This is a genomic window from Streptomyces tropicalis (assembly GCF_029269835.1).
Taxonomy (GTDB): Bacteria; Actinomycetota; Actinomycetes; order Streptomycetales; family Streptomycetaceae; genus Streptomyces; species Streptomyces tropicalis.
In genome coordinates this window covers 16,151-30,975 of the sequence record NZ_JARJBB010000035.1, presented here as the reverse complement: position 1 = coordinate 30,975, position 14,825 = coordinate 16,151, and the positions used below count along the sequence as shown (strand labels likewise).

Annotated in this window: 14 protein-coding genes, 1 pseudogene and 1 riboswitch; of the genes and pseudogenes, 10 read left to right on the top strand and 5 right to left on the bottom strand. The window is 75.8% G+C overall.

Going from position 1 to position 14,825, the window contains the following annotated elements:
* Positions 1-62 precede the first annotated feature (62 nt).
* Entirely contained in the window at positions 63-1,133 is a 1,071-nt protein-coding gene (locus P3H78_RS31155; protein ID WP_276112538.1) for a hypothetical protein, read from the top strand.
* On the opposite strand, the gene P3H78_RS31150 is transcribed toward P3H78_RS31155, so the two are convergent.
* On the bottom strand, positions 1,106-1,348 hold the full coding sequence (locus P3H78_RS31150; protein WP_276112544.1) for a hypothetical protein: 243 nt from the start codon (positions 1,346-1,348) through the stop codon (positions 1,106-1,108). The two genes, P3H78_RS31155 and P3H78_RS31150, sit on opposite strands and share 28 nt — an antisense overlap.
* Before the next feature lie 262 nt (positions 1,349-1,610).
* Between P3H78_RS31150 and P3H78_RS31145 the strand changes: the two are divergent.
* Both P3H78_RS31145 and P3H78_RS31140 read left to right on the top strand, forming a co-directional pair.
* Positions 1,611-2,744: pseudogene (locus tag P3H78_RS31145) on the top strand (transcriptional regulator); the annotation flags it as partial.
* Positions 2,745-2,830: 86 nt separating this feature from the next.
* Positions 2,831-3,106: a ribosomal protein L7/L12 gene (locus P3H78_RS31140; protein ID WP_276112536.1), complete on the top strand. Its 276-nt coding sequence runs from the start codon at positions 2,831-2,833 to the stop codon at positions 3,104-3,106.
* Positions 3,107-3,142: 36 nt separating this feature from the next.
* On the opposite strand, the gene P3H78_RS31135 is transcribed toward P3H78_RS31140, so the two are convergent.
* Positions 3,143-3,916, bottom strand: coding sequence for a hypothetical protein (locus P3H78_RS31135; RefSeq protein WP_276112535.1), 774 nt, complete (start codon positions 3,914-3,916; stop codon positions 3,143-3,145).
* 422 nt (positions 3,917-4,338) lie between these two features.
* On the opposite strand from P3H78_RS31135, the gene thrS reads away from it, so the two are divergent.
* Positions 4,339-5,553, top strand: a complete 1,215-nt coding sequence (gene thrS, locus P3H78_RS31130) for a threonine--tRNA ligase (protein WP_276112543.1) — start codon at positions 4,339-4,341, stop codon at positions 5,551-5,553.
* A 91-nt stretch (positions 5,554-5,644) separates the two neighbouring features.
* On the top strand, positions 5,645-6,625 hold the full coding sequence (locus P3H78_RS31125) for a nucleoside hydrolase (protein ID WP_276112534.1): 981 nt from the start codon (positions 5,645-5,647) through the stop codon (positions 6,623-6,625).
* An 82-nt stretch (positions 6,626-6,707) separates the two neighbouring features.
* Here the strand turns inward: P3H78_RS31125 and nicT are convergent, their stop codons facing one another.
* Positions 6,708-7,832, bottom strand: a complete 1,125-nt coding sequence (gene nicT, locus P3H78_RS31120) for a Nickel transporter NicT (protein ID WP_276112542.1) — start codon at positions 7,830-7,832, stop codon at positions 6,708-6,710.
* A 31-nt stretch (positions 7,833-7,863) separates the two neighbouring features.
* A riboswitch (cobalamin riboswitch) is annotated at positions 7,864-8,063 on the bottom strand.
* Positions 8,064-8,142: 79 nt separating this feature from the next.
* On the opposite strand from nicT, the gene P3H78_RS31115 reads away from it, so the two are divergent.
* Positions 8,143-8,502 (top strand): ArsR/SmtB family transcription factor, encoded by a 360-nt coding sequence (locus tag P3H78_RS31115; protein ID WP_276112533.1) that lies wholly within the window; start codon positions 8,143-8,145, stop codon positions 8,500-8,502.
* Positions 8,503-8,622: 120 nt separating this feature from the next.
* Positions 8,623-10,308, top strand: a complete 1,686-nt coding sequence (locus P3H78_RS31110) for a glycoside hydrolase family 13 protein (protein WP_276112532.1) — start codon at positions 8,623-8,625, stop codon at positions 10,306-10,308.
* Positions 10,309-10,499: 191 nt separating this feature from the next.
* Here P3H78_RS31110 and P3H78_RS31105 read toward each other — a convergent pair whose 3' ends face one another.
* Positions 10,500-11,168 carry a DUF4142 domain-containing protein gene (locus P3H78_RS31105; RefSeq protein WP_276112541.1) on the bottom strand — a complete coding sequence of 223 codons (669 nt, stop codon included), beginning with the start codon at positions 11,166-11,168 and terminating at the stop codon, positions 10,500-10,502.
* Positions 11,169-11,453: 285 nt separating this feature from the next.
* On the opposite strand from P3H78_RS31105, the gene P3H78_RS31100 reads away from it, so the two are divergent.
* Positions 11,454-12,137, top strand: coding sequence for a DUF6445 family protein (locus P3H78_RS31100; protein WP_276112531.1), 684 nt, complete (start codon positions 11,454-11,456; stop codon positions 12,135-12,137).
* A gap of 112 nt (positions 12,138-12,249) precedes the next feature.
* Here P3H78_RS31100 and P3H78_RS31095 read toward each other — a convergent pair whose 3' ends face one another.
* A complete protein-coding gene (locus P3H78_RS31095) occupies positions 12,250-12,732 on the bottom strand; it encodes an FxLYD domain-containing protein (RefSeq protein ID WP_276112530.1) in 483 nt (160 codons plus the stop codon).
* A 365-nt stretch (positions 12,733-13,097) separates the two neighbouring features.
* On the opposite strand from P3H78_RS31095, the gene P3H78_RS31090 reads away from it, so the two are divergent.
* On the top strand, positions 13,098-13,793 hold the full coding sequence (locus tag P3H78_RS31090; RefSeq protein WP_276112540.1) for a type 1 glutamine amidotransferase domain-containing protein: 696 nt from the start codon (positions 13,098-13,100) through the stop codon (positions 13,791-13,793).
* A 136-nt stretch (positions 13,794-13,929) separates the two neighbouring features.
* Positions 13,930-14,823, top strand: a complete 894-nt coding sequence (locus P3H78_RS31085) for an NAD(P)-dependent oxidoreductase (protein WP_276112529.1) — start codon at positions 13,930-13,932, stop codon at positions 14,821-14,823.
* Positions 14,824-14,825: the final 2 nt, after the last annotated feature.

Here is a 14,825-nt window from a genome sequence, read left to right as displayed (position 1 = left end):
ACCCGGGTGGCCGCAGAGGTTACGGTGCTGCCGTACGCGACCGACCGACGCGGGGGAACGACATGCCCGGAACCGTGCTGCTGCTCGCGGCCTCGCCGGTGGGCCGGGGGCGCCTGGTGGACGCCGCGTCGGTGCTCCCCGTACTGGCCGCCGTCCCGCCCGCCGTCCTGTCGGGCACGGACACCGCGACCGTCGTCGAACTCGTCGACCCGCTCGAACCACAGGCCGTCCTGACCCGGTTGCGGGCGGCCGCGGCGGCCCCGGGACCGCTGACCGTCTTCCTCGCCGGGCAGCTCCAGCTCGACCGGCGCCAGCACCTGCCGCACCTCGCCCTCGCCCGGACCACCCCCGCCACGGTCCGCTACACCGCGCTGCCCTGGCACTGGCTGCGCGAGGAGCTGCGGCTGCGCGCCGAGGGCACCACGACCGTCGTGGCCGACCTGCACGCCGACGCGGAGACGTGGGCGCAGCTGCGGGAACGCCCGCTGGACACCGGCCGCAGCACCGCGGTGTACGGGCGGATCGCGCCGCCGCCGTCCCGGCGCTCGGTGGCGGCGCCGGCGTACCTGAAGGCGGTGGCGACGATCCTGCGCAGCGGGCACCGGCCGCCGCTGGAGCAGGTGCACCAGCAGGCGCTGGCCCGGCTGGCCGACGAGGACGGCACCGCGGACCACCTCGTGCTGACCGCGCAGCCGCCCGCGGCGCACGATCCGCACGCCGCGATCAGCGCGTGCGTGCGGGCGGGACGGCACGGCGACGCCGACGCGCTCGCCGCCCGCTGGGAACGCACCGCCGCGCAGGCGCACGGGCCCGCCTCCGAGGACGCGCTGCACTGGACCGAGGTCCGCGCGGACCTGGCGATGCTCGCCGGGGATCCGGCGCGCAGCTGCCGGGCGTGGCTGGCGGTCGCCGCGGCCCGGCTGGCGACGGGGCAGAGCCCGGACGCCCCGGCGGTGGAGGCCGCCGTGGACCGGGCCCACCACCAGTGGGGCCGGATCCGCGAGCCGCAGGCGGCACGCGAACTGGGCTCCTCCCTGGCCGAATTGCGGGGCCGGGTGCCCGGCAGGCGGCAGGGCGCCCTGGACCACGTACGGGAACAGCTGCGTCAACTCCCGCCCCGGTCCCGGGCCTGACGGCCTCGGGCGGCCTGCACCGCGTGCGGCGGCCCAGCCATCGCCCAGCCCCGCTGCGGGCCACCGGCCGGGTGGGCGCAGAGGTGGGCGGCCGTGCGGGCGGCGGGCGGGCCCGCGGGGGTCGCGGCCCTGGCCGGGCCGGCGTTGGCCGCGGTGACCAGGGCGGCCACGGCCAGGACCGCCGCGGCGAACCCTCTGGCATGACGTGCGGACATGTGTCCACGGCGGGCGACTGTGCGTCCGGGCACGGTGACCGACCTCGCAACGACGGTGATGGCTGGAGCGCTTGGCGTGCACTCCAACCTAGGGGGTGGGGCGGCCGGCGGGAAGGGCGCCCGGGCGGGACGGCGGGACGGGTGGAACCCGGTCCGGGCGGAACCCGGAAGGGAAGTCTGCGGGCGTGGCGTTCCTGGCATGATGAAGCGCATGGCGAAGCGGGACGACCCGGAGAGCGGCGGACGCGGCGGACGGTCCGACGGGCGGCCCGGTCACCCCGCCACCGACCTCCGGCTGCGGCTCGCCGAGGCGCAGCGCACGCTCGCCGACGGCGCGGGCGAGGAGGCGGCGGCCCAGTACGCGCGGCTGCTCGCCGAGGCCGAGCGGCACGAACTCCCCGACGTGCAGGCGCAGGCGCTCCTCGGACTCGGCGACTGCGCCCTGGAGGCCGGCGAACTCGCCGCCGGGCACGAGCACTTCGAACGGGCCGAGCGCCTGCTCGCCGACGCGCCGCTGCCGGCCCGGGTGCCCGCCGTGCGGGGCCGTGCCGTCTCCCACTACCTGGCCGGTGAACTCCGCTACGCCGTCCACCTCCTCGAATCCACGCTCGACGCACTCGACCGCGGCGGCCTGCACGACCCGGACGCCCTGCTCCTGCTGTACGCCGGGGTCATCGGGCCGTACATGGACATGGGCGCGCACGCCCGCGCCGCCCAGGCGGCGGAGGCCGCGCTCGCCCTCGCCGCGCGGGAGGGCGACCCGGCGCTGGTGGCCCGGGCGCACCGCGCGGCCGCCCGCACGCTGCTCGCCGAGGGCCGGACCGCCGAGGCCGACGCGTCCCTCGCCCGGGCCGCCGAGATCTACCAAAGCCTCCACCTGCGCACCGAGCTGGCCAACTGCCACTGGATGCGCGGCTACCTCCACGCCCAGAACGGCGAACTGGACCGCGCCGAGGCAGCGTTGCGGGAGGCGCAGGCGATGCTGTCGGCCCGGCGCGCCGCCCTCTACAGCAGCCAGGTCGCCGTCGAGCTGGCCGACGTGCTGCACCGCCGCGGCAAGTCCGGGGAGGCGGCCGCCCTGCTGCGGGACGTCCTCGGCGACCTCTCTCCCGAGCGCGGCGCCGTCCACGCGGCCGCCGCGCACCGGCTGCTGGGCATCATCGCCGAGGCCGCCCAGGACACCGAGGCGGCCGAGGAGCACTACGTCCGAGCGCTGAGCCTGCTGGAACGCGCGGGCGCGGCCGGCGACCTCGCCGACCTGTGCCGCCTCCTCGGCGACCTCCTGCGCCGCACCGGCCGCGTCGAGGCGGCCCTCGACGCCTACCGCACCGGCCTCGGCCACCGCACGGCCCCCGGCACCACGACCCTCGGCCCGGCGGACCGTCGGCTGCTGTGAACACCGCTGCCCGGGAACAGAGTTCGTCGGGATCGGCGCGCGTGTTCTCCGTGAAACGGGCGTACGAGTGTTCGTAGCATCTGGGCATGGACACGATGGTGCTGCTGATGACGAGCGTCGTGCTCGTCGCCGTGGTCGGCAATGAGGTCAGGAGTTCGCGGACGGACAGGCGGCTGGAGCGGATCGAGCGCAAGCTCGATCTGGTTCTGGAGCACCTGGGGCTGCGGCTGGAGGTGCCCCGGGTGGACGAGGTGCAGGGGCTGGTGCGGGAGGGGAAGCGGATCGAGGCGATCAAGGTGTACCGGGAGGCCACCGGGGCGGGGCTGAAGGAGGCCAAGGAGGCCGTCGACCGCCTGGGATGAGGGGGCCGGGACCGGCGGGGGCGCGGCCGGCCGGGCTCACGCCTGGAGCCGGGCCTGGTGGCGGACGTCCGCCAGGCGCTGCGAACCGGCCTTGACCGCCTGGACGGTGGCGTCCTCCGGCACGTTGCCCAGCGCGCCGTCGGAGAGGGTGATCGCGTCGTCCCCGACGCGGACCGCGGCCACGTCCAGGGTGAGGACCGTCGGGTCGCCGTACGCCGACATGCCGGTCAGGGTCACCCGCAGGCCCTGGCGGGCGTCGCCCACGGCGGGCAGCGGCAGGTCGGCGACCTCCACGCTCTGCGTCCCGGCCCGCGTGGTCGCCGCCGTGAAGCGCGAGCAGGTCCGCGGCAGGGTCTTCAGCCAGGCCAGCGAGCGGTCCACGTCCGCCGGACGGTGGGCGAGGACCTGGTAGCGCAGCTGGGCCGAGTCGTCGCCGTCGTCGAAACCGGCGATCGCGTACGAGCCGGTGGGCGGGCCGAGCACCTCGTCGGCGTAGAGCGCGTCCAGCAGGCGCTGGCAGGCGGGTGTGCCGGCCTGCGCCTTCAGCAGCCCGTCCCGCCAGCTCGCGGCGCCCTGGGTCGGCGCCCACGCGGCACCCAGGTCCTCGTCCGTGATCAGCGCGGCCTCCGCCTGCGCGACGGTGAGCGCGGGGCCGGGGTCCGCCGACGCCTTCGTGCCCGGCCCGTCCGACGGGGCCGTCCGGGCCGATCCGGCGCCCCCGGCCGTGCAGGCGGCCGCCGTCAGCAGCGCCAGCGTGGCGAGGGCCGCGAGGCCGGAGGCGGTCGCGGCGCGGGCCGGGGGTGGGGTCATGGCGGTGCCTCCAGACAGGCGGACCGGTCGGCCGCACCCACGGACCCGGAGGGGGCCGTGCGGGCGGACCTGAGGGGCTTTCAGTCAGTCTCACGGCACCACCGGGACGGCCCGCGCACCAGCGCTCCGGGCCGTCCGGGTGACCGGCCGGCGGGCCGCGGGGGCGCGAAAAGCGGTCGCCGGACGGCGGGAGGGGTTGCTAGCGTCGCCGGTATGAAGCCTGTTCAGCCGTGTCACGCGACGACGACGCCGGACCCCGTCCCGGCGCGCCGACAGCTGAGCTGATCGAAGGAAGCCCCGGGGCGAGTGCCCCGGGGCTCCGGCGCTCCCCGGCCCTCGCCCCGTCCCGCGAGGAGGCCCCCGTGCAGCATCCGTCCCATCCCCCGTACGCCCCCGGCGCCCGCCCCGGGCCCGCCACCCCCGTGCCCGACCACCGCCGGCTCGGGCGGGAGCTGGACCTGTTCGACACCGATCCGCTGATCGGGGCGGGCCTGCCGTACTGGCTGCCCGACGGCGCGCTGGTGCGCCACACCCTGGAGGAGTACGTCCGCGACCTCGAACGGTCCGCCGGCTACCGGCACGTGTACTCGCCCGTCCTCGGCAAGCGCGAGCTGTACGAGATCTCCGGGCACCGGGCGCACTACGGCGGCGACATGTACCCGCCGATGCGGATGGGCGCCGAGGAGGTGCTGCTGCGCCCGAGCCTCTGCCCGCACCACGCCGTCATCTACCGCTCCCGCCCCCGCAGCCACCGCGACCTGCCGCTGCGCCTGGCCGAGCTGGGCGGCATGTACCGGGCCGAGCTGTCCGGCGTGCTCGGCGGGCTGACCCGGGTCCGGGCCATCCACCTCAACGACGCGCACGTCTTCTGCACCCTCGACCAGGCCGTCGCGGAGGCCCGCACCGCGCTCGCGCTGATCGGCCGTGCCTACGCCGACCTCGGCATCCGGGCCGTACGGCACCGGCTGTCGCTGCCCGGCGCGGGCGGCAAGTACGTCGCCGGCCCGGCCCTCTGGGAGCGGGCGACCGCGCTGCTGCGGGAGGTCCTGGACGGCTCCGGCCTCCCCTACGAGGAGGCCCCGGGCGAGGCCGCCTTCTACGGGCCCAAGATCGACGTGCAGATCGCGGATCCGGTGGGACGCGAGGCCACCCTGTCCACCGTCCAGATCGACTTCCACCAGCCCGAGCGCTTCGACCTGCGCTACACCGGCGCCGACGGCGCCCGGCACCGGCCCGTCATGGTGCACCGCAGCATCATCGGCAGCGTGGAGCGGGCGGTCGCCCACCTGCTGGAGGTGCACGGCGGGGCGTTCCCGGCGTGGCTCGCCCCCGTGCAGCTCGTGGTGCTGCCGGTCGCCGCGGACCAGGCGGACCGGGCGCGGGAGGTGGTGCGCCGGGCCGGGGCGGCCGGGCTGCGGGCCGAGCTCGCCGCACCGGAGGACGGCACCCTGGGCGCCCGGATCCGGGCGGCGCGCCGGGTGCCGTACCTGGCGGTGATCGGCCGCCGGGAGGCCGACGGGGACCAGGTCGCGCTGCGGCTGCGCGACGGACGGCGCCCCGGCGCGTACCGCGTCGAGGAGGCGCTGCGCCGGATCGGCGAGCGGGTCGCGGCGCGCGGCACCACGCTGTGGGAGTGACGTCGGCGGGGGCGTCGCGGGGCAGGCGGGAGGGGGACGGCACACCTAGGGCGTGTCCGCCCTAGGGTCGGGGTGACGGAAGGAGGCCGCCGTGGCCGGTCAGCCCATCCCCGTGATCATCGACTGCGACACCGGGGTCGACGACGCCCTGGCCCTGCTGTTCGCCGTGCGGCACCCCGGCATCCGGCTGCGCGCGGTCACCTGTGTCGCCGGGAACACGGACGTGGACCAGGTGGTGCGCAACACCCTGACGGTCCTGGAGCACGCCGGCGCCGGCGACGTCCCCGTCGCGCGCGGCGCCGAACGCCCGCTGCTGGAGCCGGTGCGGACGGCCCGGCACGTGCACGGCCGGGACGGCATGGGCGACCTCGGCCTGCCCGCACCGGCCCGCCGCCCCGCCGACACGGACGCGGTGTCGCTGCTGCGCCGGGAGATCCTGGCGTCCGACCGCCCGGTCACCCTCGTCCCCACGGCGCCGCTGACGAACATCGCGCTGCTGCTGCGCACGCATCCCGAGGTGACCGCGCACATCGAGCGGATCGTGTTCATGGGCGGCGCGGTGGCCACCGGAAACGCCACGCCGGTCGCCGAGTTCAACGTCTGGCACGACCCGGAGGCGGCGGCGGTCCTGCTCACCGCCGGGGTGCCGATCACCATGTACGGCCTGGACGTGTTCGAGCGGGTGATCGTCCCCGCGGCGGACGTGCGCCGGCTCGGCGCGAGCGCGGAGCCGGGCGCCCGGCTGGCCGGACGGCTGCTCGCGCACCGCCGCCCGGCCACCGCCCACGACCCCGCGGGCGGCCTCGGCGACGCGGGCGCGGTCTGCGCGGTCGCCGACCCGGAGGGGCTGACCACCCACCGGCTGCCGGTGGAGGTGAACCTCGCGCCGGGCCCGGCCCGCGGCCAGACCGTCGTGGACCGCCGCCCGCGGCCCGGCGAGGCCGAACTGCACGGCGAGGCACGGGAACAGCGCCTGGTGGACGTCGCTCTCGACATCGACGCCGCACGCTACGTCGCGCTGTGGCTGGCGGCGGTGGAGGGCGGCGGCCGCCGGGAGCGGGACCGCTCCTAGAGCGCGCCGGGGGGCACCTGCCTCCCGGGTCCGCGGCCGTCGGACGCAGGTGCGCCGACGTCCGGTGCGGGGCCGTCCGCGGTCAGTGCGACCGGATCCGGTCCGCGGTCTTCGGCGTCCAGCGCTCCTCGACCCTCGCCAGCCGCCAGTACGACAGCGCCGCCGCCCACACCACCACGAACAGGCCGACGATGACGTAGCCGACGTGGTCGAGGTCGAGGGCGGCGATCCAGTCGGTGACGTCGTCGCGCAGGTCGAGCTTGTCGTGGAGCACGCCGACGAGTTCGATCGTGCCGATGACGAAGGCCACCGCGATCGACAGGCCGGTGATGGTGAGGTTGTAGAACACCTTGCGCACCGGGTTCGAGAACGCCCACTGGTAGGCGAAGTTCATGAAGGTGCCGTCGATGGTGTCGAACAGGCTCATGCCCGCGGCGAACAGCAGCGGCAGGCACAGGATCGCGTACCAGGGCAGGCCCGCCGCCGCACCCGAGCCGGCCATCACCATCAGCGAGACCTCGGTGGCGGTGTCGAAGCCCAGGCCGAACAGGAAGCCCAGCGGGTACATCTGGCCGGGGCGGGTCACGGACCGGGTGAGGCGGCCGAGGAGCCGGTTCATGAACCCCCGCGACTCCAGGTGCGCCTCCAGCTCCCGCTCGTCGTAGGTGCCCGCGCGCATCGCCCGGAAGACCTTCCAGATGCCCGCCAGGGCCACCAGGTTGAGGGCGGCGATGAGGTAGAGGAAGGCGCCGGAGATGGTGGTGCCCAGGAAGCCGAGGACCTGGTGGGTGCGCGAGCCCTCGTCCATGACCCGCCCGGCGAGCGTGGTGCCGCCCGCGATCAGCAGGGACAGCAGCACCACCACGCTGGAGTGGCCGAGGGCGAACCAGAAGCCGACCGACACCGGCCGCTTGCCGTCGGCCATCAGCTTGCGGGTGGTGTTGTCGATCGCGGCGATGTGGTCGGCGTCGAAGGCGTGCCGCACCCCGAGGGTGTACGCGGTGACGCCGAGTCCGATGCCGAAGGCCTCGGAGCCGACCCGGTAGCGGGCGGGCGCGACGAGCAGGAACAGCACGCCGAACGCGACGACGTGCAGGGCGACGATCACGGCCAGCAGTCCCGCGGTGCGCACGGTGTCCTCACGGCGCCAGCGGAAGGCCGTCGGCGGCGCGGACGCCGGCGTCGGGGCAGGGTCGGGCAGGGTCATCCGGTCTTCACGCTCCAGCACCTCGTGGATCACTTCGTGAGCTGCCGTGGCCGGTCTCCTGGCTTACGGGTCGTGCGTCCGCCGTCCCTGCCTTCCCGGTCGTTGGACCAGTGGCCCGGCGTGCGCCGGACGGAACGGGAACTCCCCGATCACAGTGGCGAGGGCCGCTCCGGCATGGACCCCTGAGGGATCGTCACCGGCTTCCCGAACACCACGGCCCGACCACGGTAGGGCCGCCGGACGTCGCCTGCATAGCTGCACATCTGCGCAGGTATGGAAGATCACATCGGGTGCCTGCGAGGATGACCGCATGCATCTCGTCCCCGCGGACCGCGCCGGCCGGCGCACGATCGACGGCCACCGGGTGTGCGACGCCATCGAGGCGATCGGCGACGCCGGTCACGTCCGGGCCTGGGCCGACCGCTTCTCCCTGCTCGCCGACCCGGGCCGGCTCGCGCTGCTGCTGGCCCTGGACCGGACCGGGCCGCTGGCCGTCTCCGACCTCGCGGTCGCCACCGGCATGAACGACCCCGCCGTCTCCCAGGCCCTGCGGCTGCTGCGCGCGGCGGGCGTGGTGGAGGGCCGCAAGGACGGGCGCGTGGTGCGCTACCGGATCGTCGACGCCCGGGTGCGGGGGCTGCTCGGCCACTGCGCGGCCGACGCGGGCTGACCCGGCCCGCCCGGCCCCGGGGTGAGCGGGCGGGCCGATGCCGGGGTGCGGGTTCGGTTCTCCGGCGGGGTGGACAGATTCCCGGTGGCGCCGCCCGTACGCACCCGCAGAGGAGACCGCGTGTCCGACCGCACCACCGCGCACCCCACCCCGTCCGACCCGCCGCGGGACCTGTCCTCCCGCGACCCGGACTGGTGGCGGCAGTCCGTCGTCTACCAGGTCTATCCGCGCAGTTTCGCCGACGCCGACGGGGACGGCCTGGGCGACCTCCGCGGCATCGCCGAGCGCCTGTCCCACCTCGCCGCCCTCGGTGTCGACGCGCTGTGGCTCAGCCCCTTCTACCCCTCGGAACTGGCGGACGGCGGCTACGACGTCGCCGACCACCGGGACGTCGATCCGCGCCTGGGCACCCTGGACGACTTCGACGCGATGGCCGCCGAGGCCCACCGCCTCGGTCTGAAGGTGATCGTCGACATCGTGCCCAACCACACCTCCCGGCAGCACCCCTGGTTCCAGGAGGCGCTGCGGGCCGGCCCCGGCTCCCCGGCCCGCGAGCGGTACGTCTTCCGCGACGGCTGCGGCACGCACGGCGAACTGCCGCCCACCGACTGGCAGTCCGTCTTCGGCGGCAGCGCCTGGCGCCGGGTGCCCGACGGGCAGTGGTACCTGCACCTCTTCGCGCCCGAGCAGCCCGACCTGAACTGGGACCACGAGGAGGTCCGCGCCGACTTCCGCGCCACCCTGCGGTTCTGGTCGGACCGTGGGGTCGACGGCTTCCGCGTGGACGTGGCGCACGCGCTGGTCAAGGACCTCGACGAGCCGCTGCGGGACGTGGGCGGCCTGGCCCCCACCGGCGAGGACGCCCTGCTGCACGTGGCCCCGGGCAGCCACCCGTACTACGACCGCGACGGGGTGCACGAGGTCTACCGCGACTGGCGCAAGATCTTCGACGCCTACAGCCCGCCGCGCACCGCGGTCGCGGAGGCCTGGGTGCCCGGTGGCCGCCGGTCGCTGTACGCCCGCCCGGACGAACTGGGCCAGGCGTTCAACTTCGAGTACCTGACGACCGGCTGGGACGCCGAGGAGCTGCGGCGGATCATCACCGAGTCGCTGCACACCGCCCGTGCGGCCGGGGCGTCCGCCACCTGGGTGCTGTCCAACCACGACGTCGTGCGGCACACCTCCCGCCTGATGCTGCCGCCCGGCACCGACGAGAACGCCTGGCTGCTGGCCGGCGGCCGGGCCCCCGCGGTCGGCGCCGAGGAGGGGCTGCGCCGCGCGCGGGCCGCGACCCTGCTGATGCTGGCGCTGCCCGGCTCGGCCTACCTCTACCAGGGGGAGGAACTCGGCCTGCCCGAGGTGGCCGACCTGCCCACCGAGGTGCTCCAGGACCCGATCTGGGAGCAGACCGGCCACGTCCGCAAGGGCCGCGACGGCTGCCGGGTGCCGCTGCCCTGGACGGCCTCCGGACCGTCGTACGGCTTCGGGAGCGGCGCCGCCTGGCTGCCGCAGCCGGAGGGCTTCGCGGCGTACGCCGTCGAGGTGCAGGACGGGGTGGAGGGCTCGACCCTGGAGCTCTACCGCAGGGCGCTGCGGCTGCGCCGCAAGCTGCTCGCGGGCGAGACGCTGACCTGGGCCGAGGACGGCCCGGCCGGGGTGCTGGGGTTCGCTCGCGGCGACGGCTGGCGCTGCGTCACCAACTGCTCCGGGGCGGCCGTGCCGCTGCCGCCCGGTGAGGTGCTGCTGAGCAGCGCCCCCGTGACGGACGGCCTGCTGGAGCCCGACACCACGGTCTGGCTGGCGTAGGGGTCCTCCCGGGGCCGGCCGTGTGCGCACGGCGGATCCGGCCCGCCCCGTGCCGGGTGCGGGCGGCGGGGCCGCGGGTGGCGGGAGGTCCCGCCACCCGCGGGCGCACCCGGGCCCGCTTCCCGTCGGACCCGGGTCGGGTCCCGGGCGGTCTCAGCTCCTGACCGCTCCGGACCCGGTCCTGGGCCGGTTCAGCCCACCGTCGGCGCCGGGCTCGGGCCGCCGCCGAGGTCCAGCGGGCTGGACGTCGCGTTCGGCGGCGGGGTCAGCACCACCTCGGGCTGTCCGCCCGGCGCCGGCGGCGGGGTCAGGTCGGACGCGGGCAGCTTCGGCGGGGTCGTCTCCTGGAACAGCACCTGGTCGAAGTTGACCAGGCCGGTGTTCTCCATGACCGTGATGTGGTCCAGCACCGTGGCGTTGGCCTGGTTGGCGAGCTTGCGGACCAGGGTGTTCTTCGTGGTGGACCGGATCTTCGCGATGGTGTTGAAGATCGAGCCGTGGGTCACCCGCAGGATGTTGGCGAAGTCCGTGTCGAACTGCTTGCCGCTGTCCGCGTTGAGGGTGTTGATGAAACCCTGCTGCTGCGGGCTGGGCAGGTTGGGGATCGCGATGTTGAGCATCGGGGCGATCTTGCGGCAGCTGGTGTCCAGGGCCGCGTGCCCGTCGATCAGGTGCCGGCCCGCCGTGAGGACGGCCGGACTCTGCCCCTTGCGCAGGGCCATCTGCCCCACCGGGTACTCCCAGAGCCCCGCCGCGCGCACCTTCACCACGAAGTCCCGGTCCCCCTCGGTCAGCGGGCCCCACTGGGTCTGCGCGATGACGCGGGTTCCGTCGCTGGCGACGGTGTTGACGCCCAGCATGGTCGGGTAGGCGAGCGCGACGAGGGTCAGGCTGAGAGCTCCGCCGACGAAGAGCGTTCCCGTCGCGTTCCGCGAAAAGCGCACCGTGCCTCCTGCCCGGTCGTGGATCCCGCCGGAAGGCGGTTCGGCCACACATCAGTACGGACGGAGAAGCGTAAATGTTCTCCGGATTCGGTAAAGAATCCGGCGGTGTTCCGCCAACCCCGGCGCACGGCGGAAACGTTGGGCCAATGTTGACCGCTTCCTGGGCGAGCGCCGGGGAGGGCCCGTCCTAGATTCGGCCGCATGCCCCCACCACCTCCCGGCGTGCCCACCGCCCTGCCCGTCCTCCCCTACCGCAAGCCCACCCAGGGACGGGACTACTGGGTCCTGGACGACGTCCTGCCCGACGCGGCGGCGGTCCGGGAGCGGTGCCTGGCCCGCGGCGACTGGGTCCGGGGCTACCCGTACACCTCCCAGACCTGGCCCGGACTGCGGACCATGCCCGGTCTGGAGCCCCCTGAACTGGCGCGGGTGGAACGGCTGGTGAAGAAGGCGACCGGCGCGAAGGAGCTGTGGGTCCAGCAGGCGCCCGGCGGCGGCACCCTCAACCACAACTGCGTCCAGGTCGTCGGCGAGGGCGAGAGCGAGCCGCGGCCGCACACCGACTCGCGGGCCCTGTGCCGGTACGCGGCCGTCCTGTACCTGAACCCCGCAGCGCCCAAGGACTGCGGGACCAGCTTCTACCGGCAGTCCCTGCCCGGCGGGCGGCTCGGGGGCAACGTCGTGCAGGCCCCGCACACCAACCTCGTCGAGGCCCTCGGCACCCGCTTCGTCGCCCCGGACGCCTTCGAGGAGGACGTCCGCGTGCCGCACCGGGCCAACCGGCTGCTCCTCTACCACGCCAACCTGGTGCACAGCGCCACCGGTTACTTCGGGCGCGCGCTGGAGGACCGGCGCATGACGGCGGTCTTCTTCTGGATGGCGTGACGGGCGCGGCCGCCGCTCCGGACCGCGCCACGGGCGGTGCCTTCCGGGCGGCGTGACGGACCGCGCCGGGCGCTCCTCCCCGCGCCCGGCGCCCGCGTGCGCGCCGGGCCGTTCAGTACCGCAGCGCGGTGCCGACCTCCGGCTTGACCTGACCCGACAGCTTGTGGGTGCTGCGGGCGGTCGCCTCCGCGGACTTGCCGGCCGGGACGTCGCCGACGGTCACCACCACGGTGTCGAGCAGATTGCCGCCGGAGTCCTTGAAGTTGACCTGCACGGCGAAGGACTTGGTGGAGTCCGTCGTGTTGGTGGCGGTCACCGGGACAGTGGTGCGCCCGTCGGACGCGGTCTGCGGCGCGCCCAGCCGCACCGCGCTGCGGGCGTCCACACCGCCCTTGATCTCGTCGAGCCTGCGGCCCGCCTCCGCGGTCGCCGACGCCAGCACGCCGTTGGCCTGCGAGGCCAGCGACGAGGCCGCGGAGGCCGCCTTGCTCGCCGTGCCCGACGGGGTGCTGCTCCCCGAGCAGCCGGCCGTCCCCAGCGCCGCGGCCGCCGCCAGTGCCGCGGCCGTCGTCCAGCGTGCCCGGTGACCGGTCATGTCCCGCCTCCACTGCTCGTCCCGCTCGCCCGGGTCGCCCCGGTCCCCCGCACGGGGCGGGGCGTCGTGCTTCCAGTGAAGGGCGGCCGCCCGGACCGCGCACCCGGACGTCACCCGGACGGAGCCGTCCCCGTGGTGGGGCCGGGCGCACGGCCCGAGGGTCGAGGGGGGCGGGCCCTGCCATCAGCGTCCCGATGGCAGGGATCGGATCCCGTATTGGCCCGCGCACGGCGGGCACTCCTACGGTCGGGACCGTCGCCCCCGGTGATCGCGGAGCCCCCGCGGCGACCGCGACGCCCGCCGCGACGGCAGCGGCCGGGGCGCGGGCGGCGAACGCAGAGACGTGCAGAGGAGAGATGACGACGATGGCGAAGATCCTGTTCGTGATGACGGCCGCCGACGGGTGGACGCTCGCCGACGGCAGCACCCACCCCACCGGTTTCTGGGCGGAGGAGGCGGTCGTCCCCTTCGAGGCGTTCAAGGCCGCGGGCCACGAGGTCACCGTGGCCACCCCGGGCGGCGCGGTCCCGCCGGTCGACGAGGCCAGCCTCAGCCCCGACGCCGCCGGCGGCGCCGAGGAGGCCGCCCGGCTGCGCCGGGTGATCGGCACCGCCCCCGAGTTCGCCCGCCCCGTCGTGCTCGCCGGGGTGCGCCCGGAGGACTACGACGCGGTGTACGTGCCGGGCGGCCACGGCCCGATGGAGGACCTGGCGGTCGACGCCGACTCCGGGCGCGTCCTCGTCGGGGCGCTGGACGGCGGCCTGCCGGTCGGCGTGGTCTGCCACGGCCCGGCCGCGCTGCTCGCCGCGGTGCGCGAGGACGGCAGCAACGCCTTCGCCGGCCACCGCGTCACCGCCTTCACCAACACCGAGGAGCAGATGGCCGGCAACGCCGACAAGGCGAAGTGGCTGCTGCAGGACCGGCTCACCGAGGCGGGGCTGAAGGTCGAGGCGGGCGAGCCGTGGGCGCCGCACGTCGAGACCGACCGCAACGTCGTCACCGGCCAGAACCCGGCGTCGTCCGCCCCGGTGGCCGAGGAACTGCTGAGGAAGCTGGGCTGAGACGGCGGCGCGGCCCGGGTCCCGGCCGCCGGTCCGGCCCGGGCCCCCGGCCGCGCGGGATGATCGGCGGCCGGGGGACGGGGTACCCGTCGCGGATACCTCACTTTGCACTTCGTGAGTTCAGGAAGGTGACGACATGACCGAGACCCGCACGGTGGGCGTCCTGGGAGCCGGGATCATGGGCGCGGCCATGGCCCGCAACCTGCTGAAGGCCGGGCACGCCGTCCGGGTCTGGAACCGCACCCGCGCCAAGGCCGAGCCGCTCGCCGCCGACGGGGCGACCGTCGCGGACACCCCGGCGGAGGCGGTGCGGGACGCGGACGTCGTCCTGACCATGCTGCACGACGGCGGCACCGTGCTGGACGTGATGCGCGAGGCGGGCCCCGCGCTGCCGTCCGGCGCGGCCTGGGTCCAGTCGACCACCGTCGGCCTGGACTCCGTCGGCGACCTGGCGGCCCTCGCCCGCGACCACGGACTCGTCCTCTACGACGCGCCGGTGCTGGGCACCCGCGCGCCCGCGGAGGCGGGACGGCTGACGGTGCTGGCCGCGGGCCCCGCCGAGGGACGCCCGACCGTGGCGCCGGTCCTCGACGCGGTCGGCGCGCGCACCGTGTGGACCGGCGAGGACGCCGCGGGCGCGGGCGGCACCCGGCTGAAGCTGGTGGCCAACAGCTGGGTGATCGCGGCCACCGCCGCGACCGGTGAGGTCCTCGCCCTCGCCCGGGTGCTCGGCGTCGACCCGCAGGACTTCTTCGGCCTGATCGAGGGCGGCCCCCTCGACATGGACTACCTGCGGGCCAAGGCGGCCCTCGTCCTGGACGGCGGGCTCACCCCGGCGAGTTTCGCCGTGACGACGGCCGAGAAGGACGCCCGCCTCATCGTCGAGGCGGGCGAGCGGAACGGCGCCCGCCTCGACGTGGCCGCCGCGGCCGCCGACCGGTTCGCCCGCGCCGCCGCGCAGGGCCACGGCGCGGAGGACATGGCGGCGGCGTACTTCGCCAGCTTCACCGACGGGCCCCCGGCCGGCTGACG